The organism is Embleya sp. NPDC008237 (assembly GCF_042956465.1).
Lineage (GTDB): Bacteria > Actinomycetota > Actinomycetes > Streptomycetales > Streptomycetaceae > Embleya.
Map to the genome: position 1 here is coordinate 230,010 of NZ_JBIBGL010000015.1, position 20,288 is coordinate 250,297.

At 70.1% G+C, this 20,288-nt stretch carries 21 protein-coding genes; 16 read left to right on the forward strand and 5 right to left on the reverse strand.

Annotated features, from left to right (window positions below; genetic code table 11):
• Positions 1–238: 238 nt before the first annotated feature.
• Together ACFZBU_RS34185 and ACFZBU_RS34190 are read right to left on the reverse strand one after the other, a co-directional pair.
• Positions 239–1,543 carry an extracellular solute-binding protein gene (locus ACFZBU_RS34185; protein WP_391587598.1) on the reverse strand — a complete coding sequence of 435 codons (1,305 nt, stop codon included), beginning with the start codon at positions 1,541–1,543 and terminating at the stop codon, positions 239–241.
• Between the two features lie 1,184 nt (positions 1,544–2,727).
• A complete protein-coding gene (locus ACFZBU_RS34190; protein WP_391587599.1) occupies positions 2,728–3,366 on the reverse strand; it encodes a DUF4145 domain-containing protein in 639 nt (212 codons plus the stop codon).
• A 441-nt stretch (positions 3,367–3,807) separates the two neighbouring features.
• On the opposite strand from ACFZBU_RS34190, the gene ACFZBU_RS34195 reads away from it, so the two are divergent.
• Together ACFZBU_RS34195 and ACFZBU_RS34200 are read left to right on the forward strand one after the other, a co-directional pair.
• The gene (locus ACFZBU_RS34195; RefSeq protein ID WP_391587646.1) at positions 3,808–4,350 is read left to right on the forward strand and encodes a winged helix-turn-helix domain-containing protein; all 543 of its coding nucleotides are present in this window, start codon (positions 3,808–3,810) and stop codon (positions 4,348–4,350) included.
• On the forward strand, positions 4,350–4,904 hold the full coding sequence (locus tag ACFZBU_RS34200) for an HD domain-containing protein (RefSeq protein ID WP_391587600.1): 555 nt from the start codon (positions 4,350–4,352) through the stop codon (positions 4,902–4,904). The genes ACFZBU_RS34195 and ACFZBU_RS34200 overlap by 1 nt, the downstream gene beginning before the upstream one ends.
• Positions 4,905–4,906: 2 nt before the next feature.
• Here ACFZBU_RS34200 and ACFZBU_RS34205 read toward each other — a convergent pair whose 3' ends face one another.
• A complete protein-coding gene (locus tag ACFZBU_RS34205) occupies positions 4,907–5,377 on the reverse strand; it encodes an NUDIX hydrolase (RefSeq protein ID WP_391587601.1) in 471 nt (156 codons plus the stop codon).
• The gene (locus tag ACFZBU_RS34210) at positions 5,377–6,135 is read right to left on the reverse strand and encodes an XRE family transcriptional regulator (protein ID WP_391587602.1); all 759 of its coding nucleotides are present in this window, start codon (positions 6,133–6,135) and stop codon (positions 5,377–5,379) included. Before ACFZBU_RS34210 ends, ACFZBU_RS34205 begins: the two co-directional genes overlap by 1 nt.
• 689 nt (positions 6,136–6,824) lie before the next feature.
• On the opposite strand from ACFZBU_RS34210, the gene ACFZBU_RS34215 reads away from it, so the two are divergent.
• The 4 genes from ACFZBU_RS34215 to ACFZBU_RS34230 are packed head-to-tail and all read left to right on the forward strand — an operon-like array spanning position 6,825 to position 8,675.
• Positions 6,825–7,145: a hypothetical protein gene (locus ACFZBU_RS34215; protein ID WP_391587603.1), complete on the forward strand. Its 321-nt coding sequence runs from the start codon at positions 6,825–6,827 to the stop codon at positions 7,143–7,145.
• Positions 7,142–7,537: a hypothetical protein gene (locus ACFZBU_RS34220; RefSeq protein WP_391587604.1), complete on the forward strand. Its 396-nt coding sequence runs from the start codon at positions 7,142–7,144 to the stop codon at positions 7,535–7,537. The genes ACFZBU_RS34215 and ACFZBU_RS34220 overlap by 4 nt, the downstream gene beginning before the upstream one ends.
• Positions 7,534–8,376, forward strand: a complete 843-nt coding sequence (locus ACFZBU_RS34225; protein ID WP_391587605.1) for a hypothetical protein — start codon at positions 7,534–7,536, stop codon at positions 8,374–8,376. The genes ACFZBU_RS34220 and ACFZBU_RS34225 overlap by 4 nt, the downstream gene beginning before the upstream one ends.
• Positions 8,373–8,675, forward strand: coding sequence for a hypothetical protein (locus ACFZBU_RS34230; RefSeq protein ID WP_391587606.1), 303 nt, complete (start codon positions 8,373–8,375; stop codon positions 8,673–8,675). Before ACFZBU_RS34225 ends, ACFZBU_RS34230 begins: the two co-directional genes overlap by 4 nt.
• A 24-nt stretch (positions 8,676–8,699) precedes the next feature.
• On the opposite strand, the gene ACFZBU_RS34235 is transcribed toward ACFZBU_RS34230, so the two are convergent.
• Positions 8,700–9,071: a hypothetical protein gene (locus ACFZBU_RS34235; RefSeq protein ID WP_391587607.1), complete on the reverse strand. Its 372-nt coding sequence runs from the start codon at positions 9,069–9,071 to the stop codon at positions 8,700–8,702.
• Positions 9,072–9,759: 688 nt separating this feature from the next.
• Between ACFZBU_RS34235 and ACFZBU_RS34240 the strand changes: the two genes are divergently transcribed.
• The 10 genes from ACFZBU_RS34240 to ACFZBU_RS34285 all read left to right on the forward strand — a co-directional run bounded on the left by ACFZBU_RS34240 (position 9,760) and on the right by ACFZBU_RS34285 (position 20,181).
• The gene (locus ACFZBU_RS34240) at positions 9,760–10,770 is read left to right on the forward strand and encodes a hypothetical protein (protein WP_391587608.1); all 1,011 of its coding nucleotides are present in this window, start codon (positions 9,760–9,762) and stop codon (positions 10,768–10,770) included.
• Between the two features lie 100 nt (positions 10,771–10,870).
• Positions 10,871–13,048: a hypothetical protein gene (locus tag ACFZBU_RS34245; RefSeq protein ID WP_391587609.1), complete on the forward strand. Its 2,178-nt coding sequence runs from the start codon at positions 10,871–10,873 to the stop codon at positions 13,046–13,048.
• Positions 13,049–13,375: 327 nt separating this feature from the next.
• Complete coding sequence (locus ACFZBU_RS34250) at positions 13,376–13,615, forward strand: hypothetical protein (protein ID WP_391587610.1); 240 nt, start codon at positions 13,376–13,378, stop codon at positions 13,613–13,615.
• 112 nt (positions 13,616–13,727) lie between these two features.
• Complete coding sequence (locus tag ACFZBU_RS34255) at positions 13,728–14,066, forward strand: hypothetical protein (RefSeq protein ID WP_391587611.1); 339 nt, start codon at positions 13,728–13,730, stop codon at positions 14,064–14,066.
• A gap of 94 nt (positions 14,067–14,160) precedes the next feature.
• Positions 14,161–14,628, forward strand: coding sequence for a single-stranded DNA-binding protein (ssb, locus tag ACFZBU_RS34260; RefSeq protein ID WP_391587612.1), 468 nt, complete (start codon positions 14,161–14,163; stop codon positions 14,626–14,628).
• A gap of 14 nt (positions 14,629–14,642) precedes the next feature.
• Positions 14,643–15,467 (forward strand): hypothetical protein, encoded by an 825-nt coding sequence (locus tag ACFZBU_RS34265; RefSeq protein ID WP_391587613.1) that lies wholly within the window; start codon positions 14,643–14,645, stop codon positions 15,465–15,467.
• A 100-nt stretch (positions 15,468–15,567) separates the two neighbouring features.
• Complete coding sequence (locus tag ACFZBU_RS34270) at positions 15,568–16,131, forward strand: hypothetical protein (RefSeq protein ID WP_391587614.1); 564 nt, start codon at positions 15,568–15,570, stop codon at positions 16,129–16,131.
• The gene (locus tag ACFZBU_RS34275) at positions 16,128–17,732 is read left to right on the forward strand and encodes a DNA cytosine methyltransferase (protein WP_391587615.1); all 1,605 of its coding nucleotides are present in this window, start codon (positions 16,128–16,130) and stop codon (positions 17,730–17,732) included. The genes ACFZBU_RS34270 and ACFZBU_RS34275 overlap by 4 nt, the downstream gene beginning before the upstream one ends.
• The gene (locus tag ACFZBU_RS34280) at positions 17,729–19,021 is read left to right on the forward strand and encodes a bifunctional DNA primase/polymerase (protein ID WP_391587616.1); all 1,293 of its coding nucleotides are present in this window, start codon (positions 17,729–17,731) and stop codon (positions 19,019–19,021) included. Before ACFZBU_RS34275 ends, ACFZBU_RS34280 begins: the two co-directional genes overlap by 4 nt.
• On the forward strand, positions 19,018–20,181 hold the full coding sequence (locus ACFZBU_RS34285) for a DUF3631 domain-containing protein (RefSeq protein ID WP_391587617.1): 1,164 nt from the start codon (positions 19,018–19,020) through the stop codon (positions 20,179–20,181). The genes ACFZBU_RS34280 and ACFZBU_RS34285 overlap by 4 nt, the downstream gene beginning before the upstream one ends.
• Positions 20,182–20,288: the final 107 nt, after the last annotated feature.

Genomic DNA, 20,288 nt, shown 5'->3' on the forward strand with positions numbered 1-20,288 from the left:
GTTGCGGGGACGCCGTGCGGGTGTCGCGGCGCGGACGTGGCACCGGTTACGAGTGGTGGGTCGCGCGTCGCAGGTCACCGGCTCGGCGCCTGAGGCTCGTAACCGATGCCCCGCGACCGGCCGCCCGCAGACCGCCGGCCGCAGGTCGCAGGTCGCAGGTCGCGGATCAGCGGCGTATCGCGGATCCCGGCCCGCGCATCAGGTACCGCGCACCGCGGCCCCCGCCTTACCAACGCCCTCAGCCGGCGAGCGCGTTCTTGACCGCGTCGCGCGCCTGCTTCCACGCGTCGTCGGGCTTGACCCCCTGCGCTTCCACGGAGGTCAGTGCCGTGCTGATGTTCTCCTTGATGTCGTTGTGCCGAACTCCCGTGATCTGTACCGGCATCCGCTCGGCCGCCGCACTGAAGATCCGACCGATCGGCGCACCGTTGAAGTAGGCATCCGTGGTCGCCTTGATGCTTTCGATCGCGCCGGTCTTGGACGGGAAGTTGCCCTGCTTCTGGAACATCTTGGCCTGCTGCTCGGGCGCGGTGAGCCAGGCGACCAACTCCGCCGCCTCCTTGTGGTGCTTGCCGCCCTTGGGGATCGCGAGGTACGAACCACCCCAGTTGCCGGTACCACCCGGCCCCGGCGCGACATCCCACTTGCCCTTGCCCGCATCACCGGCCTGGGTCTTGATGAACCCGATCATCCACGCCGGGCACGAAATCGACGCGAAGCCGTCGGCAGCGAACGCCTGGTTCCAGTCGCTCTGGAATTGCTGCAGGGCCGCGGACATCTTCCCGTCGGCGGCCTGTGTGGCCAGATCCCAGGCGTGCTTCACCGTGGGGTTGGTGTCATAGATCGGCTTGCCGGCCTCGTCGTAGTACGAGACCGCCTGTTGCCCGATGATCGCGTTGTACAGACCGGTCACGCTGTCCAGGTAGTGCGTCTTCTTCGGTGCGTTCGCCTGGAACTGCCTTCCGACTTCGACGTATCCCTCCCACGTGGACCAGCGCCGGGCCAACTCCTCGCGGTCGGTGGGCAGTCCGGCCGCCTGGAACAGGTCGGTGCGGTAGCAGATGGCCATCGGCCCGGTGTCGGTGCCGGCACCCAACACCTTCCCGTCGCCGGTGGTCGCGGCCTTGCTCTTCCACGGCAGGTACTCGGCGTTGCCGCCGGAAAGGCCCAGCGAATTCAGGTCCATCCACTTGTCGGCCTGGTTCTTCACGACGTCGGCTATTCGCCCGACCTCGATACCCTGGATGTCGTCGATCCCACCCCCTCCGGCGAGCCGGGTCTGCACCGTACGCCAGTAGTCCTCCTCGCGTTCGGTGTCGTGCTGAACGATCTTGATGTTCGGGTGGGTCTGCTGATACTCGGCGTACAACCCGGCCTCCTCGAAGCCGAAGGTGCCGAACAGCCCCATATTCAGGGTGACTTTGCCGTCGCCCGAGCCGGAATCCCCATCACCCCCGCACCCGGCGAGCACTGACCCGACCAACAGCGCGGTACACAGGGCCGACAACGCCCTGACTCGACCACGAACGTAGCGCGTGCGCATGGGAAGACCTCCTGATGCCTTGCATCCGGGACGGGGAGAGCGGACTGCTTCGTGCGGAAGTACCGAAGTGCGGCAGTGCGATCAACGATTCGCGGCAACACGGAACACACCACCGAGAGCGCCGAGTCTTGAACAATGAGAGCGCTCTCACAACGTGCTCAGGAGCTTGTCTCGCTCAAGAACCCATGTCAATACTTCGACACCTGAACGTGACACCCCCACACCTTCACCCCACCCCTAAGACTCCTAAACCCCCATCCACACCCCCACCACCCCACCCCAAGCAACACTCGAAGCCGCCATGCACGCCCACCCGCTTCTGCTCCGAAGATCACCAATTGCCTCGAAGGTCCTCGTGACAAGTGCATCGGCCCGTTATCAGCGCCCACTTGTTGCCGCCCCGCTCGTGCCCGTCCCCAACGACCTCCGCGGCCACCGGCGCCCGCATTGGCAAGCAGCTCGCCGCCCTCCTGACCCGAGGGCTTGGACCCGGACGACGTCGACACCGGTCTCACCGCGAGGACCCGCCAGGGGTCGCCCCTCCCCTGCGCCTGCCTCTACGGCAATGGCCTACCCGGGCACCCACAACAATCGGCTCAAGCCCCACGCATCCGCCCGAGCACGGGCGCGGCGCCGGCGGAAGAAACCCGTCGCCGAGTACCTCGCGCACTCGCAGCACGAGAGCATTGCCCGGTTGTGGATGCCCGCTGCTGCATAAAACGGCTGCAAATACGACAGAGCCCCGGATCATTTTCATGATCCGGGGCTCTGACCTGTGTGGGCGATACTGGGATCGAACCAGTGACCTCTTCGGTGTGAACTACCCGCATTGAGGTCGCTGAGGGCTACAGCGCAGGTCAGACGTCATTTGGAGTCTCTGACGGTGGGGCAGCGCCGCTGCGGCTGCTGTACTTTGCTGCGGTACTGCAACGCGTGGTTCGCGCAATCAGAGTTGAGTCCGTCGCAACGCATAAACGACGCGCGTATCTGCGGCCCCGAACCCCATCGCGCATCGTCCGGCACCTTAGGCTTTCGCTCTGCAATCCCTGGCCCCAGGTAATCCGGGGCGCGGCGGAGCGCCTCAGGACCTTCTGAGCGTCCCGGAACAGGCCCCAGAGGGACGTGAATGTTCGGTGACAGACGCCGCCGTTGTCACAAAGAACAACCGGCGCTACCGCGATCGTTCACGCTTCGGATCCAGTCGATGCAGACTGTTCGCGCCTCGACTTGAACGCGGCGAACTGGGCGGTGAGTTCGTACATATAGTCAACCAGAGCTTCAGCGAAGGCCAGCGCGTCGCGTGCATCTTCCCGGGTCATTCGATGGCCGGTGTAGTGGGCCCCTTCGTTGCCAAGCACTCGAAGTGCGTTAGCCCATTCCACCAACTGACCGTCAATCTTCTTCGCCTCTTGCAATTCCTTCAGCGACTTATAGAGGGGCTGCCGCTTGTCGCTGATGCCCTGCTCGGCGCACACTCCTTCGAGAGTTCGCCGGACCATGACCACCACAGCGGTGAATGCCTTGGCTTCGAAGCACCTCTGAGCCTCTGTCAGTTCCTGCCGCAACCCGTCTGGAACGAGCCGACTAAGAGTCTTCCGCTCACTGGGCCAAAGGCGGTAGGGCTCGTCCCAACCGTCGCCAATGTCCTCCTGAACTACCAAGACAGCTGAACCACACGATGTGCATCTGACCAACGTCGTGAGGGACGGGGGACCGTGTGCGTCATTTCGATCCAGTACGGCACCGCACACATCGGTGAAGACTGTCTTGTCGCATGTGGCGCAGAAGGTGACGATCGGATCGGCACGGTCATCAAAGGTCATGGGTCAGGACGGTAGCCCTTGCCCTGCGAACCAGCGAGCCGTTTGCGCCTACTGCTGATCCAGTTCTGCGTTCCAGGAGACGTGTGGGGAGGCGCCCACCGACCTGAACCCGTACGCTGCCCGTCGCACCCATCATCGGCGATCGACTGCTCGGCCGCAGGGACCTCAGGCGATCCGGAGGTGGCGGCAAGGCACGTGATCACCTGTCCAGATCCGGCAGAACCGTCCGGAGAGGTGCGAGAGGTCCAGCTACGTCGGCGGCCATGGTCACGCAGTTGATCACGCAGGGAGGGTCGTCGGTTTCCCGACGATGCCTTGCGCTCGAAGGAGAGCGGCGCTAGGGCACTTGCACACTCCAGTGCCCAATCTTGTGCACACCGTTAGGCACCGGGGCCAAATATATGCTTGATATTGGGCACCAGGGGTCGAGCGTTGGGCATCGTGGCCATGCATCGCACGTCGAACCAAACGATGGGAGAGCCGGTGAGCGGCGCTAGTCCGCGCGGTACGTACCTCACCATTGCCGATGCACTGCGGCATGAGCTAGACGCTCCGTCCACAGCCCAAACGCTACTGTCCGAGTCCGGCGTCCAGGCGCGCTTTGGTGTCTCGCGAACCACCGCCCGGCGGGCTCTCGCTGCCCTCGCCGACGAAGGACTGATTCAGCCCCGCAAGGGCATCGGCTGGCAGCCGCGGGAAGCGGCGAGCGCAGGTCCGGAGCCACTCCACGAACGCATCCTCGCCGATCTCACCGATGCGGTTCGGCGCGGGGTGATCGCGGTTGGTGATCCGATTCGGAGTGAAACCGAGTTGGCCAGGGCCTTCGGAGTCTCGCGTGGCAAGGTGCGGCAAGCCTTGGCCTACCTGGAAGGCAGGGGCATCGTGGCCGCAGTACCGGGCAAGGCTCGCCGTCTTTCCGCCATTCCCGGCCCCGTGCGCGAGGCGGATAGCGGCGACCCCGACCGCTCTCGTAGCCTCGAATGATGGAGCTGACGGATTGGGCGTACGAGCTTGCCGGGAACGTCCTAGCGGACGTCTTGCCCCGGCGTTGGGAGCACTCCAAGGGGGTGGCGGCCTGCGCCCAGAAGTTGGGCCCCATGCTCGGTGCTGACGCTGAACTGCTCTACGCGGCTGCTGTCCTCCACGACATCGGCTATGCCCCGGACCTGTCTCAGACGGGGTTCCATCCGTTGGACGGTGCACGCTTCCTTCGTGATCGTGTGGGGGCCGACGAGCGCGTGACGAACCTGGTTGCTCACCACTCCTGCGCGCTACTCGAAGCCGAGGAGCGGGGCCTGCGCGCCGAGTTGGCTGGTGAGTTCCCGACCGAGCGTGACGACCTGGTCGACGCCCTCATCTACTGCGACATGACGACAACGCCCGACGGTGCCGTGACCAGTCCTCCGGATCGCGTTGCCGAGATCGTCGGACGGTACGGACCGGAGAGTCTCATCGGCCGCTTCATCCGTCGGGCTGAGCCGGAGATCTACGCTGCCGCGGCTCGGGTCGATCGGCGCCTCTTGGAGTACCGGCCGTAGCGCTATCCGATGTACGGCTTCGAGCTGCGCGTGAGTCCATGTGTGATGCGCAGACGGATCGACTGATGAATGTTGAGGGTGTCCAACTCGCGCGGGTCTACCCAGCGAACTGCCTTCGATTCGCTGCTCGTCCGCAGTTCGCCGCCGATCGGGCGGGCTCGGAAGCACAGGGAGAACTGCTGGCGCACCTCACCATCGTCGTACGCCATGACGTGGTGCGGATCGGTGTACGTACCCACCAGGTCGAGCACTTCGACGTCGATCCCGGTTTCCTCCTGAACCTCTCGAACGACGGTCTGAGCGATGGACTCGCCGACATCATGGCCGCCGCCGGGGATGGCCCAGAGGTCGTTGTCGGTGCGATGGATCATCAGGAGGCGTCCGCGCTCGTCAACCACGATCGCCGTCACAGAAGGCACGACCGAGTTTGCCGCCGGCGCCTCGGGATCGTGGAAGTAGTCGATGCGGGGCATCAGGCGTCTCCGAAGTCGGTAGGGCTGGACAGCGGGCGGGCATCGGACCACACCCGATCGATGCTCTCGGCATACGTCGCGAACATCGTTCCTTGGGGCAAGCGTCGAATGTGCAGCACGGGAGCGAGGTAGGCACCGACTCCATGCACATGCGTGTTGACGAGAAGCTCGTCGTCCGCGCGGTAGATCGAGTTGTAGAGCACGGTGCCGTGCACGCGGAATTCGACTCCGGGCAGGTCGAACAGCTTCGAGTAGTTGACCAGCGCGTTTCGGATCTTGCTCGCCATGGCACCGTGAATGCCTTCATCGGCGCCCCTCTGCGCGACCGCCGTACTCTCCGGGTCGCCGAGCAGGAATCGCACTCTGGCGCCGGCTCGTGCCTTCTCTTGGACAGTCCGTAAGAACAACGGATCCTCCGAGAGCCAGAACCCGGCGTAGACCAAGACGTCCAGATTCTCGACTGCTCGGCCGTAGAGGTCGGTCCATGCGCTGTTGGGGACAACCGAACGATGCGGGTAGAGCGATACCAACTCGGCTTGGCCGACTTCCGTAGTCGCTTGCGGGCCTTGCTCGTCTGCCCACAGGTACGAAACGTCGCGACCGAGGACGGACGCCAGGGCATACCTGTTCCGTCGATGAGGTGGCCGGCCTGCCACCCACTTTTCGATCGTCTTGGGATCAACTCCCACTCGCGCGGCGATCGTTGAGAGATCCAAGTCGCTGCTGAGAATGGCCGCCCGCAGGCGCTCGTTCGACACGTCCAACCCCCTTGGCGTTCCGGAACGTTGTCGACAGTAGGCGCAGACGTCCCGAGGTGGCCATAGGCCGGGGTGATCACGTCCCGCGGGCATGCGACAACGTTGGGTCATCGGCAGAGACGCCGAAAGAAAATCCCGAACGGACTTGACGCGGCCTAGTCAGCCCGTCAATCTGAGATACATGTTCAACATGTATCGCATGTCGAACTAGCTCTCCAGAGATGGCATGGGCGGCCTCTATTTGGGCTGTCCACGAGCCACTTCGTCGACAACTCAACAGCGTGATCCACCGCAGCGAACCGACCGTGAGCAGCCCGGTCGAGGGCGAGTGGAGACCAGTCGGTCGAGACCGGGCCCGGTGTCACAACCGGGCCCCACCCCTCTGCGTGGGGGCAACGCCGCCGACTCTAAAGAACGACGCGACCAACCTTCTTGCCGCCAGGACCTCCGGGACGGATCTCCCCGGGCGAGCGGCTTCGCGTCCATCTGAGACCCGTGAACCACCAGTGACCTCGGTCCCCGACAGCCGCGCCGGTTCGGGTGGGTGTCGGGGTCCGTGGGTGCTCGTGGCACATCGAGTGTCCGACCCACCCGCCGACGGCGGGGCCTGTGTGCCGGAGCGACCACCTGACCTTGGCCGGTGGTGGCCGCTCCGTGGGACGCAACTCCTACCTGCGAGGAGTACGACCGTGAGAGACATTGTCGTTGGTCGCCACGCGGCCACGATCGCCGAGTTCGCCGAGTTGGCGCTGGGCATCGACTGGGCTCTGTTCGACGGAGAGCCCGGGGAGTCGGCGGAGGAGGAGGCGGCGCGGCTGGATGCGGCGCGGGACATCCTCTCGGACCTGTGGGCGACGGATCGTGAACTCGCCCGGCACGTGGAGCGGTTGCTGTCCGGGTTGTGGGCGGTGGATCCGGGGACGGCGGTGTGCGCCGAGATGCTGGCGCTGCGCACCGCTTCGGCTCCGGTAGGGGCCGTCGAGGTGCTGGAGGGGGCGTGGGCGGCATGAGCGTCCTGCACCCCGAAGCGGAAGCGGGCCGGGGGTCGATGCCCGGTCGTGAGCGGGAGTCGATGGCGCGGGCGGCGGAAGCGTTGCGGGCCCTGATGACGGACGGTCCCACGTTGCCGGGTGTCTACGTGTGGACCCTTCCGCAGAGCGCGTCGGTTGTCGCGCAGGACGGCGGGGAGGTCGTCGGGCAGGCGTCCGGCCCGAAGACGACCGACGACGAATGGCGGTCGGTGTTCGCGGATCTCGCCCGCCGCACCGGCGGCGCGCTGGTCGAGTCGCCGTTGTCCGGCTTGCCGATCGCGAACCGGTTGAGTGTGACGTTCCGGTGGCGTGGTGTCCGGGTCGTGCTGTGGCGCCACGTCGCACCCGTCGGGGACGGCGGTGCGCGATGACCGAGCCGCGCATCGTGAGTTTACGCCGGGCCGATCGCGGGTTGACGGTGGCGCTGTTGATCGTGGGCGGGTTGGCGTTGGTGTTCACGTGTGTGAACGTGACGCTGTTCGCGATCGAGCACGGGACCGCGTGGTACATCGCGTGGTTGCTGGACCCGATGGTGTCCCTGTCCCTGGGAGCGGTGCTCCTGGCGGACGGGTTCCTCGGGGACCGGCCGGGCGGGAGCGCCACCGCGCTGCGTCTGTTCGCGGGGTTGGCGACGTGGGCGATGAACGTGTGGGGGTCGGTCTGGCCCGACGGGTCGTTCGGTGTTCCCCGGTATCCGGACGCGGCCGGGATCGTTCTGCACTCCGTTCCTCCGGTGTTGCTGATCCTGCTGGCCGAGGCGGTGACGGTCTACCGCCGCCGCATCGCCGACCTGATCGGGAAGTTGGAGGAGGAGGCCGCCGACCTGCGTCGGGAGCACCCCGAATCCGCACGGAACACGACGGGAACGGCCGTTGCCGAGGCGTTCCCGCCCGATCCTCCCCCAGTTGCCCGGATCCCGGCGTGCGCACCCGACCCGGGACCTGCGCCAGTCGTGCCGGAGACGTTGCCGGACACGGTCTCGGAAACGGACGTGCACGCGGTGTTCGCGTTGCTGGACGAGTCCGGTGAGCGTGTCTCCTACCGGCGCGTGATGGGCGAACTTGGTGTCGGTTACCCGAAGGCGAAGGCCGTGCTGGACACGGCCCGCGCGCTGCGGGGAACGCGCTCCCCGGGCCCGGCGGACGCCGCGCGGCTGAGTCTGGTGCCTCCGGCGGGTGAGCCGGAATGGACGTCGGGCGGCGCGTCGTGAGGCCGCCGATCGTCGGCGCACACCTGTGGGACGCCGTCCTGCGACGTGAGAACGGCACCTGTGGGTGCGCCGGTGAGTGCGGCAAGTGCCACAAGGAGAGCGGCGGCCGGTGCGACCGGCACGACGCCCTGATCGTGGCGCCCCGTGATCTCGCGACGCCGCTCGCTGTCGCCGTCGTCCTGGCCCCGGCGGACGTGACGACCTGGTGTGCGCGCTGCCACGGGCCAGCGCGGTCCGCCGCGGTGAAGGCCGCCCGCGCCGCTCGGGCGGAGCGGTACGAGAGCGAGTCCCTGTTCTGAACTGGCCGGGGGCCGGCCCGCTTCCTACGGCCCGGCCGGCCCCCGCACTCCGAGAGGAGCACGAACCAGCATGACGGACACGACGACGAAGCCGAAGACGAAGAAGCCCCCGGCGCCGCGCGAGAGTTCGCCGGACAACGAGCCGGAAGCCTTCCCCACCCACCGGCCCACCGCCGCGGCGGCGCCGGTGGTGCCGATCGAGGTGACCGTCACGCAGGAGGGTGACGACGCCGCACCGGTTGCTCGGGCATCGGGGCGGCGGGTGTTGCCGGTGGCGACGTTGGCGGCCGAGGCGACCACGACCGGCGGCGCGGGTGTGTACGCGGCGACCGGTGTGGTCGGTGTGGTGGCCGCCGCCGGTGTGGTGGCGGCGGCCGGCCTGGCCGTCGGAGCCACCCGCGCCACTCGGGTTGCGCGCGGTGCACGCGGTCCTCGGGCCGGGCGGGTGCCGCGTGCGGGTCGGGTCGCCTCGCGGATGGGGATGCCCGGTGCCGCTCTGGGACGTTCGCCTCGTTCCGCGACCGGCGGGCGCCCCGGCGGTGCTACGTCCGGTGGCGGCGGGCGGCGCACGGGCGGCGCGGGCGCGGGTGCGTCCGGTGGTGGACGCGGGCAGTCTCGAGCCGGGCGCGGCGGTGGCGCGTCTGCCGGTGGCCGCACAGCGAAGAGTGCCGGGCGGGGTGGCAGCGGGCCGAGTGGGACGGGATTCCGTACGGGTCTGGGTGCGGCGAACGCCGCGCACCGCCTGGGCGGTTCCGGCCGGCCCGGCGGTCGCGGGAAAACAAACGCGGGCGGCGACCGGTCGAAGGGCCGTGGTGGTTCCGGCCTGTTCGCGGGTCGCGGCACCTCGGCCGGTGCCGGTGCCGGTGCGCGCGGCGCGGGTCGCTTGGCGGCCGGGCGCGCAGCTGCGGGCCGTGCCGCGACGCGTGGTGGTGCGGCCGGGCGGCGCGCTTTGTCGCAGGCCCGTGGCGCGGCGGGTCGGGTGATGTCCTCGCGTCCCGCGCAGGCGGCGCGTGCTCGCGCCGGTCGGGTGAAGGCGTCCGCAAAACGTACCGCGCCGCACTGGGTGCGCACGGTGGGCGCCGGAATGGCAGCGGTCGGTGCGGGCGCGCTCGCGGCGATCCCGGGCCTGGCCGTCGCCGCCGGTGGTGCCCTGCTGGGTGGCTTGGGCCGTGTGTTCCGGGTCGGCCCGGGGGCGCGGTTGGGCCTTGCGGGCCTGAAGTGGGGTCCGCGTGCGGGGACGTGGGTGTGGCGGCGGCTGATCAAGCGCGCCCGCCGCCTGCGTGATCGGGCGCGGGGTGAGGGCGTGAGCACGGATTTCAAGGAGCCGACCGACGTCGGTTCCACCAGTGCGGCGCCGGTGTTGGCCGGCGCCCAGGGATCCTCTCGGGGTGAGGCTGTGACGAAGAGTGTGTTCGCGGCGCGGGCGGAGCAGGTGCGGGACACCTACTCGCGCTATGCGCCGCCGACGATGTTGAGCGTGGCCGCCGAATACCGGGGTCTCCCGGACGGGTTGCGGTCGGCGGCGGTGGCGCTGGGCGACCTCGCCTGCGCCACGGCCGAGCGGTTCCCGGCGCACGCGCAGGTCGGTGCGGCGGTCGCGGAGACCTACCTGCACACGATGCTCGCGGCGGAGGCGGCCGAGGAGGTGGACATCGCGTTCCGCGACCTGCACCGGGAGGACTTGGCGCGGCACGAGACGCCGCGCAACGGCGAGCGGATGTGGAACATCGGCGAGCACCGCGCGGACGGTGCGCTCGCGTTCCGGCAGTCGCACTTCGCCGCGTCGTGCGAGGACATCCGCACGGTGTACGCGCGGTGGGCGCCCGAGAACATGATGCAGGTGCTCGCCGAGTACGAGGGTCTGCCCGAGGGCCTGGAGAGCCTCGCCCACGCGATCGGCCACCTGGCCACGCAGTCCGGCGAGGCGTACCCGGTCCACCAGGACGTGACCGAGGCGGTCGCGAGCATCGGGAACTTCCTCAAGCGGGCGATCAGCGCCGCGCAGGAGATCGTGCCGATCGCCCGACGCCTGCACGCGCTGGACATCTCGCACCACGAGGCGCCCCGCCCCGGCGAGGACATGTGGGACGTCTGACCCCACCCGCTCGAACGATCCACGGCCCGTCACCGCGCTCGCGGTGGCGGGTCGTTGTCGAACCCCACTCGCACCACACGATCCGAGAGGACTGTCCTCGATGAGCGGGAACACGAGCACCAACACCACCAACACGTGGGACTGGTCGTGGAAGACCACCCCCGCAATGGGCGCCGCACTGGTGGCGGGCGGCGCCTACAGCGTCGCCGCCATGGGGGCGGCCACGGGCCTTCCCCCCGTCCACGCCGGGGCCGTCGCCGCGGTCGGCGCCCTCGCCCAGGCGACGGTGGACCTGCGGCGGGACCGGCCCGCCGGTCACATCCTCGCCCGCGCTGCGGCGTGGTTGGCTGCGGGTGGCTGGACCGCCACCACCATCGCGCACGGCACCCCGTTCGCCTGGACGCCGTTCGGCGCCTGGGCGGCCGGCGCCACCGCCGGACTCGTCCTCGCCACCGGGCTCGCCCGGGGCGAGCAGACCGCCCGTGCCGGGCGGGCCGCCGCGCTCCTCCAGCGCTGGGCGGACGGGCAGGCCGCCGAGTGGCACCAGCGGTTGACGGCGTTGTTCCGGCTGGAGGGCCACAGCGTGAGCGGCGTGAAGCCGTGGCCGGAGGACGTCGGGTACACGGTGCGGGTCGAACTGCCGCCGGGTGTGGAGTCGTTGCCGGGGAACGCGGCGCGGGTGATCGCGGGCGCGTTGCGGCTTCCGCGCGGCGGCGGGGTGGAGATCCTGGACGGCGAGGAGCACGGCACGGTGATGATCCGGGTCACCCTCGTGGACGTCCTCGCCACCACGATCGCCTTCCCCGACGGGGAGTTGTCGGTGACGACGATCAACAACCCGATCGAGATCGGCCGTCACCCCGACGGCACGCCGGTGCTGCTGCCGATGGTGGACACCTGCACGGTGATGATCGGCCAGACCGACAGCGGCAAGACCAACGCCGCGAACGTCGTCAACGGCAAGGTCTTGCAGGCCAACGACGTGTTGGTGTGGCACATCGACACCACCGGCGCGGGCCTGTCCCTGCCGTGGCTGCGCGCCTGGGCCCTGGACGGCACCGCGAAACGCCCGGTCCTGGACTGGGTGGCGCCCACGGAGGAGGAGGCGCACATCATGCTCGACGTCGCGATCGAGGGGATGGCGGCGCGCAAGACGGGCTACCAGGACCTGATGCTGTCGGTGGACGACGACAAGATCCCCGTCTCCCCGGACGTCCCCGAGATCCTCATCGTCGCCGACGAGATCGCCCAACTCCCGCAGTCGATCCTGGAGAAGCTCAACGCCGTCATCAACGTCGGCAGGGCGACACGGTTCCGGGAGATGAGCATCGGGCTGCGGGCGACCGCCGACGTGAGCACCCCGGCGATGAAGAAGCAGTCCCAGAACCGCATCGGCATGCGCGTCTCCGACCCCGAGGAACTCGGCCACCTCTTCCCGTACGGGCAGGGCCGGTTGGACCCGCGCGCCGCCCGCCACCAGGGCAGCGGCCACGTCTCCTACCCCGGCGCCGACGGCATCACGATGCCCGCCCGCCCGTTCAAGGCCGAACGGCTCAAGCCCTCGCGCATCGGGTCGTTGTCGGTCCAGTTCGCCGACCGCAGGCCCACCATGGACGCGCTGACCGTGGACACGCCCTCGGGTCGGTACTACGCCTCGCGCTGGGGCCGCACCCTCCCGGTGCTGTTCAAGGGCAAGGCGTTGGCCGCGACGACCCGGCCGTGGACGGACGTGCCGCTCATGCGCCCGCCGATCTCCGACCGAGGCATCCCGATGACCGGCGCCAACCCCACCAAGCCCACCGCGGCACCGGGCAGCACCACCCCCGGGAAAGCAACCGTCCAGACCGGGCCGGTCGACGGGGCCGGGATGAGCGAGTTGCTCGAACAGGCCCGGCAGAGGCTGCGTAATCCCGAGCGCGCTACGGCACACCCGGGCGGGGACGACGCGTTCGCGGCGGTGCTCGCGCAGACCGGGCCCACCCAGTGGGGAGACCGGCCCGCTCAAGCACGAGAGAACACGACCGGCGACGCGGTGCCGGAACTGCTCACCCGTGCCCACCGCGCGGTGGAGGACGCCGGGGGGCGGATGCACACCGCCGACCTCGCCGACGCGCTCGGCATGGACGCCCAGAGTCTCGGCAACGAACTCGGCGCCCTCATGAGGGCTGTCGGCGTCAGCCGACGCGGCACCGGGATGTTCCGCATCGACGGCGGCACGCCCCGTCCCGGGTTCCACGCGGAGACCCTCGCCGAAGCCATCCGCAACTACCGGACGTGACAACAGGCCCCGTAGAGGCCCATACGGGATGTTCCGGCCCGACCGTATGAGCCCCTACGGGGCGTAGAGGCCCTCTGTATGGCCTCTGGCCTGCCCGTATGGCCGTAGGGGGCACTACGGGCGCGCTCCCCCCAACCCCCCTCTTAAGAGGGGGTGTGCGACCCCACGCGCTCTGCAGCGCACCGAACCGGCGGACGTAGAGGCCACTACGGACACACACGCACCGTCACGGAACCGGCATCGACAACAACCCGCCGCAGGTCGCGTGGCGGCTCGCCGCGTGCTTGGAGCGCGGCCACCGACCCCCTCACCGAAGGAGGAACCGCAATGACCGCCGCCGATGTTCTCCTGCTGCTCGCCCTCGCGATCGGCTACGCGATCGTGTGCCGCATCGCCCCGTGGGGCTACTGCCGCCGATGCGCGGGCACCGGGGCCGACCTCCACCACCACCCGCCCAACACTCCGCCGTGCGCGGCGCGCCGCTGCCGCCGATGCCGAGGAACGGGCCTGCGCCCGCGCCTGGGAGCCCGCCTCCTGGGCACCGCCCGGCGCCCGGACGACCGATGACCCTGTCCGCCGCCGTGCCCGCACGGTCCCGCCGCTCACCCACCCGAGGTTGAGCGGCCGGGCCGTGGGCGCACGACCCGCCCACCAGGAACCGCCCTCGGGAGGCACCGACATGCGCACCACGACCCACACCCGCACCATCCGCAGGATCGCCACCGTCATCGGCACGGCCGCCATCCTCGCGCTCGCCCCCACCACCGCGTTCGCCGCGGCCACCGGAACCCCGGCGCGGTCCGGTGCGGGCGGCACCGTCGTCAGCATCGGCAGCGGCGTCATCCTCGCGTTCGTCGTCGGCGCGTGGGCCCACCGCCGCCGCACCCTCGGTCTGGCCCTGGTGGCGTTCGTCGCCGGGGTGATGCTCGCCGGATCCTCCATCTCGCTCACCGCCGCGCAGGCCGGAGACCAGGTCGTCACCGCCGGAGTCCAGGCCGTCAGCAGCATCTTCGTCTGACCCCGGCCGTGCCCCATGACCCCGGACCGCGCGTCCGGGGCCGTGGAGGACGGCCGAACGGCCGATCCGCACCCACCACCTCGGGAGACCCGCCGTGAGCAACGCGACCCCCATCACCGTCGTCGGGAACATCACCCGCGACCCCGAAATCCGGTTCACCCAGACCGGCGTGCCGGTGGCCCGTCTATCCATCGCCGCCACCCCGCGCAAGTTCGACAAGGCCACCAACAAGTGGATCGACGGCGAGACCACGTTCTGGGCGTGCACCGCCTGGCGATCCCTGGCCGAGCACGCCGCCGAGTCCCTGCGCAAGGGCGACCGCGTCATCGCGTCCGGCACCGTCACCACCCAGCGCTGGACCGACAAGGACACCAAGGAAGCCCGCGAACGCATGGTCCTCGACCTCGACGACGTCGGCCCCTCGCTGCTGTGGACCGACGCCACCGTCACCCGCACCGGCGCCCGCCGCGCCGCCCCGGCGAACGGCGACACCTGGGGCGACTTCGACGCCGCGGGCGCCACTAGCCCGCAGACCCCGACCGACGACAACCCGCCGTTCTGACCCGGCCGCTCCCCATGACCCCGGACCGCGCGTCCGGGGTGGTGGAGGACGGCCGACCGGCCGCCCGATCGGGCACCATCCACCGCTCGGAGGACTTCGTGACCGTGATCACCGATTTCCGCAGCATGCTGCGGGACGTGGCCCCGCACATGGGCACCGACGACACCCTGCCCGCATGGTTCGGCATCCGGGTGGAAGCCGACGACCGCCACGTCCACCTGATCGCCACCGACCGCTACACCCTCGCCGTCGCCCGCCGCGCCGCACCGCGCATCGGCACCTGGACCGCGCGACTGACCCCCACCGACGTCAAGGCCCTCGACGCGCTGTGCCGCATCTCCCGCACCCACAACGTGGAGCTCGCCCACGACGGCACCCGCCCCACCGTCCGCGTGGACACCCACACCCTCATCCTCGACAACCCCGACACCGACCACGACGCGTTCCCGAACTGGAAGCCCCTCGTACGCAAGGCACTGGCCGCGGCGTCGGCCCCGACGCGCGAGGTCGCCGTCAACGCCCGCTACCTCGCACGTTGGGGCCGGGCACTGAGCCGGTCGGAGTCGAGCGAACCGGCCCTGATCACGACAGCGGAACCCGGCGGGCCGCTCGTGGTCGCCCGGGGCCTGGACTTCATCGGCCTTCAGATGCCCGTCAAGGTCAACGTGCCGGACACGGACCGCTCGCCCATGGACAAGATCCGAGACGCCTGGACGTGGACCCTCGACGGCACCGCCCCGCCCACCGGCGACTGCCACGCCTGCCCGGGAACGCACCTGAGCGAGGTGGAGCCCGACGTGTGGGTCTGCACCGCATTCCACTCCGTACTCGCGGCCTGACCGCCGAACTCGACCCGGGGCGACCGCCGGACTTGGCGGAAAGACGGTCGCCCCGGATCCCAACCCGCTCCCATCACGGAACCCGGAAGGGACCACCAGCATGACAAACCACCGGCGCAAGCGGACCATCCGCATCGTGTCCTTCGGCTACGGACACGGCCCGGCGCCCGAGGCGGAGATCACGCTCGACCTGCGCCGCCGCTTCCGCAACCCGCACCACGACCCGACGATGAAGCACCGCACCGGTCTGGACGACGACGTGTACGCACACGTCCTGAACACCCCCGGCGTGCGCAACCTGGCAGCGGCCACCGCGCTCGCCGCACACGACCTGTCCCACGCCGTGCCCGAGCCGATCACGATCGCCTGCGGGTGCGTGGGCGGCCGGCACCGCAGCGTGGGCATCGCCCGCCACATCGCGAGGATCCTCGCTGGCGGCTGCGCGCGGATCGAGATCGAACACCGCGACGTCCGCCGCCCCCTCCTGGACTCCACCACCCACGACCGCGGCGACGCGCGGCCCCGGTGCCCCGACTGCAAGGGCACCGGGCGGGTCGAATACCGCGCCCGGGACGGCGAGTTCGTGAACATGCCGTGCCGCGCCTGCGACCCGGCGTCCCGCACGCCCACCCCGGCGGAGAACGCGGGCGGTGGGCGGTCGTGACACTGACCATGACGGACCTGTTCTGCGGCGCCGGGGGCAGCTCCACCGGTGCCGTCCAGGTGCCCGGGGTGTCGGTGCGGATGGCCGCTAACCACTGGACTCTGGCCGTGGAGACGCACAACACCAACCACCCCACCACCGACCACGACTGCGCCGACATCTCGCAGGTGGACCCGCGCCGCTACCCCACCACCGACATCCTGTGGGCATCGCCCGAGTGCACGAACCACTCCATCGCCAAGGGCAACCGCCGCAAGCCCGCACAGGTCTCACTGTTCGAGGACGAAGCCCCGTTGCCGGACGAGGCGGCCACGCGGTCGCGGGCGACGATGTGGGACGTCGTGCGCTTCGCCGAGCACCACCGCTACCGCGCGATCGTGGTCGAGAACGTGGTCGACGTGCGGGACTGGGAGCTTTTCGGCGCGTGGCGCACCGCACTCCAAGCCCTCGGGTACTGCGTGCACCAGGTGTTCATGAACTCGATGTTCGCCGCCGCGCTGGGGCCGGCCGCCCCACAGTCTCGCGACCGCTGGTACGCCGTCGCCCACCACAAGCCGAGCCCATGCCCGGACCTGGACCGGTGGACCCGACCGACCGTGCATTGCCCCTCGTGTGACCGACCCGTGCGGGCGGTGCAGGCGTGGAAGCGCCACGATCGCCCCGGCGGCCGGTACCGCGCACAGTACGTATGGCGCTGCCCGGCCGCACGCTGCCACATCGAGGTCCACCCGGCGGTGCGGCCGGCCGCCGACGCGATCGACTGGACCGTGCCCGGCCAACGCATCGGCGACCGCCCACGCCCGCTCGCCGACAAGACGCTCGCCCGCATCCGGGCGGGACTGGCCAAGTACGCCCGCCCAATCACCCTCGAAGCATCCGGCAACACCTTCGAGCGCAGGCCCGGAGTCCGCACGCGCCCGGTGGACGAGCCACTCACAACGCAGACCACGAGCACCACCAAGGCACTGGCGTACGAGCCCTTCGTCGCCGAACTCCGGGGCGGCGGAAGCGACCACCGGCCGGTGAGCTCACCGCTCGCCACGGTGTGCGCGTCCGGGAACCACCACGGATTGGTCACCGCGGCCGGGCACGCCATCGTCATGCGCAACAACACCCCACGTGGCGACGCCGCCCAGATGTGCACCCCCGCCACCGAACCCCTGCGCACCCTCACCACCGCCGGACACCAGTCACTGGTCACATGGCCGCCCCTGCTGGTGCCCTCGGGTGGGACGTGGAACGAGGACGCGCAATCGGTGGACGAGCCGATGCGCACCCGCACCACCCGAGAAACCGACGCCCTGCTCGTGCCCTACTACGGCAACGGCAACGCCCGCCCCGTCGCCGAACCCGCGTCGACCGTCACCACCCACGAACGCCACGCCCTGATCGTCGGGGACGTCGACATCCAGGACTGCCTGTTCCGCATGCTCGCCGTCCCCGAGATCCAGGCCGCCATGGCCTTCCCCACCGAGTACGTACTCCTCGGCACCAAACGCGAACGCGTCCGCATGGCCGGCAACGCCGTCACCCCGCCCGCCGCGCGCGACCTCATCGCCGCCGTCGCCCACGCACTCACAGGAGAGGAGAAGGCGGCGTGAGCCCGGAACGGCCGTTGCGGGTGCTGGTAACCGGTTCCCGATCGTGGGACGACCCGGCGCCCGTGCGCACCGCCCTCGGTGCCCTCCTCGAACAAGCCCGCGCCGGGCTGGTCGTAGTGCACGGCGCGTGCCCGCGCGGTGCCGACGCGCACGCCGCCGCCTGGGCCCGCGACCACCGCGAACGGGGCGTCATCGAGGAGCCCCACCCGGCCGATTGGCGCACGCTGGCGCGCCGGGCCGGGATCGTCCGCAATCTCGCGATGGTCGCACTGGGCGCAGACCGCTGTCTCGCGTTCGTCCGCGACGCCTCGCCCGGCGCCACCCACTGCGCGAACGCCGCCGAACAGGCCGGCATCCCCACCACCCGACACATCTTCGAACGCGCGTCCTCGCCCACCCGGAGGGACACCACGATGACCCGACGCAACCCCCTCAAGACCGCCGCCCTCGCGGCGGCCGAACGTGGATGGCACGTCTTCCCGTTGGCCCGGGGCGCCAAGCGGCCGGCCATCGCGCGTTGGGAGGAGCGCGCGACCACCGACCCCGACCGTATCGCCCGCTGCTGGGACCACGCCCCCTACAACATCGGCCTGGCCACCGGCCCGTCCGGACTGGTCGTCGTCGACCTCGACATGCCCAAGCACGACCACGACGACCCGCCCCCGGCGTGGAACGAGCGAGGGGTGACCGACGGCGCGGACGTGCTCGCGCTCCTGGCCGCCGATGCCGGACAGCCCTACCCCGACGACACGTTCACCGTGGCCACCCCCACCGGCGGACGACACCTCTACCACCGGGCGCCGGACGGCGCCCGGTTGCGCAACACCGCGGGCAAGCTCGGCTGGAAGGTCGACACCCGCGCCCACGGCGGCTACGTCGTCGCCCCCGGAAGCGCCGTGGACGACAGGCTCTACCGCGTCGTCACCGACCGCGAACCCGCCGAACTCCCCAGCTGGCTGCTCACCACGCTCCGGCCCGAACCCGCGCCGCGCCGGATCCCGGCGATGCCGCACACGCCGGTCGGCGCGAGCGCCTACGCGAGCAAGGCCCTGCACAACGAGGTCGCCCTGGTGGCCGACGCGCAGGAGGGCACGCGCAACGCCGCTCTGGTACGGGCGGCGCGGGCCCTGGGGCGCTTCGTCGCATCCGGCGACCTGGACCGCCAGACCGTGGAGCACGACCTCACGGCCGCGGCGTCGTGCGCCGGGCTCACCGAGAACGAGAGCCGTCCCGCGATCACCAGCGCACTGAACTGGTCGATCGCCCACAACAGCGGGAAGGCCGCATGACCAGCCCCTTCAACACCGGCCCCACGCCCACCGACGCGCCCGAGGACGGGGCGCTCCTGTTGGACGAAGTCGAGGCGTTCCACCGCCGGTTCAACGTGTTCCCCTCCGAAGCGGCCTACGCGGCCGTAACGCTGTGGGACGCCCACGCGCACCTGCTGGACTGCTTCGACTCCACCCCGCGCATGGCGTTCCTGTCGCCGGAGCCGGGCAGCGGTAAGAGCCGGGCCCTGGAGATCGTGGAGACACTGGTGCCCAATCCGATGGTCGCGGTCAACGCGTCGGCGCCCGCGCTCTTTCGCGCGGTATCCGCCGGGGAGAGCTCGCCCACCATCCTGTTCGACGAGATCGACACCATCTTCGGCGCCAAAGCCGGGGACAACGAGGAGCTTCGGGGCTGGATCAACGCCGGACACCGACGCTCCGGTGTCACCTACCGGTGCGTCGGCGACGGATCGAGCCAGACCGTCGTGGCGTTCCCCTCGTACTGCGGCGTCGCCGTCGCCGGGCTCGGCTCCCTCCCGGACACGATCCTGACCCGCTCGATCATCATCCGCATGCGCCGCCGTGCGCCGAACGAACACGTCGAGCCCTTCCGGGCCCGCCTGCACACCCCCGAGGGCAACGCCCTGCGCGATCGCCTTGCCAAGTGGGCGAACAGCGCCCGCGACCGCATCGCCGGGGCCTGGCCCGAACTGCCCAAGGGGGTGACCGACCGCCCGGCGGACGTGTGGGAACCCCTGCTCGCCATCGCCGACGCCGTCGGCGGCCACTGGCCCCTCCGCGCCCGCGACGCCTGCGCCGAACTGGTGGAGGCGTCCCAGGCCACCGACAAGGGCTCCCTCGGGATCCGGCTGTTGACCGACCTGCGCGACGTGGTGTTCAACGGCGCCGACCGCGTCCCCACCGTCGCGATCATCGCCGAACTCGTCGCCATGGACGACGCCCCCTGGGGCGACGTCAACGGCCGCTCCCTCGAATCCCGTTCGCTCGCCAAATGGCTGCGCGAGTACGTCACCGCCGACAACACGCCCATCGTCGCGCGCAACATCCGAACCGCCTCCGGAACCGTCGTCAAGGGCTACTACGCCACCGACCTCCACGACGCGTGGACGCGTTACTGCCCCCCACCCCCCGGAAAGTCCGCTACATCCGCTACATGATCTGCAAAACCCCGTCTGACCTGCGGAAACGATGTAGCGGATAACCCCAAATTATCCGCTACATCTCCGCTACACATCCGCTACACCCCACGGCCCAACCGGGCGGG

Bases quoted from the DNA above. Each gene is read 5' to 3' on its own strand.
- ACFZBU_RS34185 (WP_391587598.1), bottom strand. From the start codon at position 1,543: ATGCGCACGCGCTACGTTCGTGGTCGAGTCAGGGCGTTGTCGGCCCTG.
- ACFZBU_RS34255 (WP_391587611.1), top strand. From the start codon at position 13,728: ATGCGCACCACGACCCACACCCGCACCATCCGCAGGATCGCCACCGTC.
- ACFZBU_RS34190 (WP_391587599.1), bottom strand. From the start codon at position 3,366: ATGACCTTTGATGACCGTGCCGATCCGATCGTCACCTTCTGCGCCACA.
- ACFZBU_RS34270 (WP_391587614.1), top strand. From the start codon at position 15,568: ATGACAAACCACCGGCGCAAGCGGACCATCCGCATCGTGTCCTTCGGC.
- ACFZBU_RS34250 (WP_391587610.1), top strand. From the start codon at position 13,376: ATGACCGCCGCCGATGTTCTCCTGCTGCTCGCCCTCGCGATCGGCTAC.
- ACFZBU_RS34205 (WP_391587601.1), bottom strand. From the start codon at position 5,377: ATGCCCCGCATCGACTACTTCCACGATCCCGAGGCGCCGGCGGCAAAC.
- ACFZBU_RS34285 (WP_391587617.1), top strand. From the start codon at position 19,018: ATGACCAGCCCCTTCAACACCGGCCCCACGCCCACCGACGCGCCCGAG.
- ACFZBU_RS34240 (WP_391587608.1), top strand. From the start codon at position 9,760: ATGGCAGCGGTCGGTGCGGGCGCGCTCGCGGCGATCCCGGGCCTGGCC.
- ACFZBU_RS34200 (WP_391587600.1), top strand. From the start codon at position 4,350: ATGGAGCTGACGGATTGGGCGTACGAGCTTGCCGGGAACGTCCTAGCG.
- ACFZBU_RS34245 (WP_391587609.1), top strand. From the start codon at position 10,871: ATGAGCGGGAACACGAGCACCAACACCACCAACACGTGGGACTGGTCG.
- ACFZBU_RS34220 (WP_391587604.1), top strand. From the start codon at position 7,142: ATGAGCGTCCTGCACCCCGAAGCGGAAGCGGGCCGGGGGTCGATGCCC.
- ACFZBU_RS34265 (WP_391587613.1), top strand. From the start codon at position 14,643: ATGACCCCGGACCGCGCGTCCGGGGTGGTGGAGGACGGCCGACCGGCC.
- ACFZBU_RS34225 (WP_391587605.1), top strand. From the start codon at position 7,534: ATGACCGAGCCGCGCATCGTGAGTTTACGCCGGGCCGATCGCGGGTTG.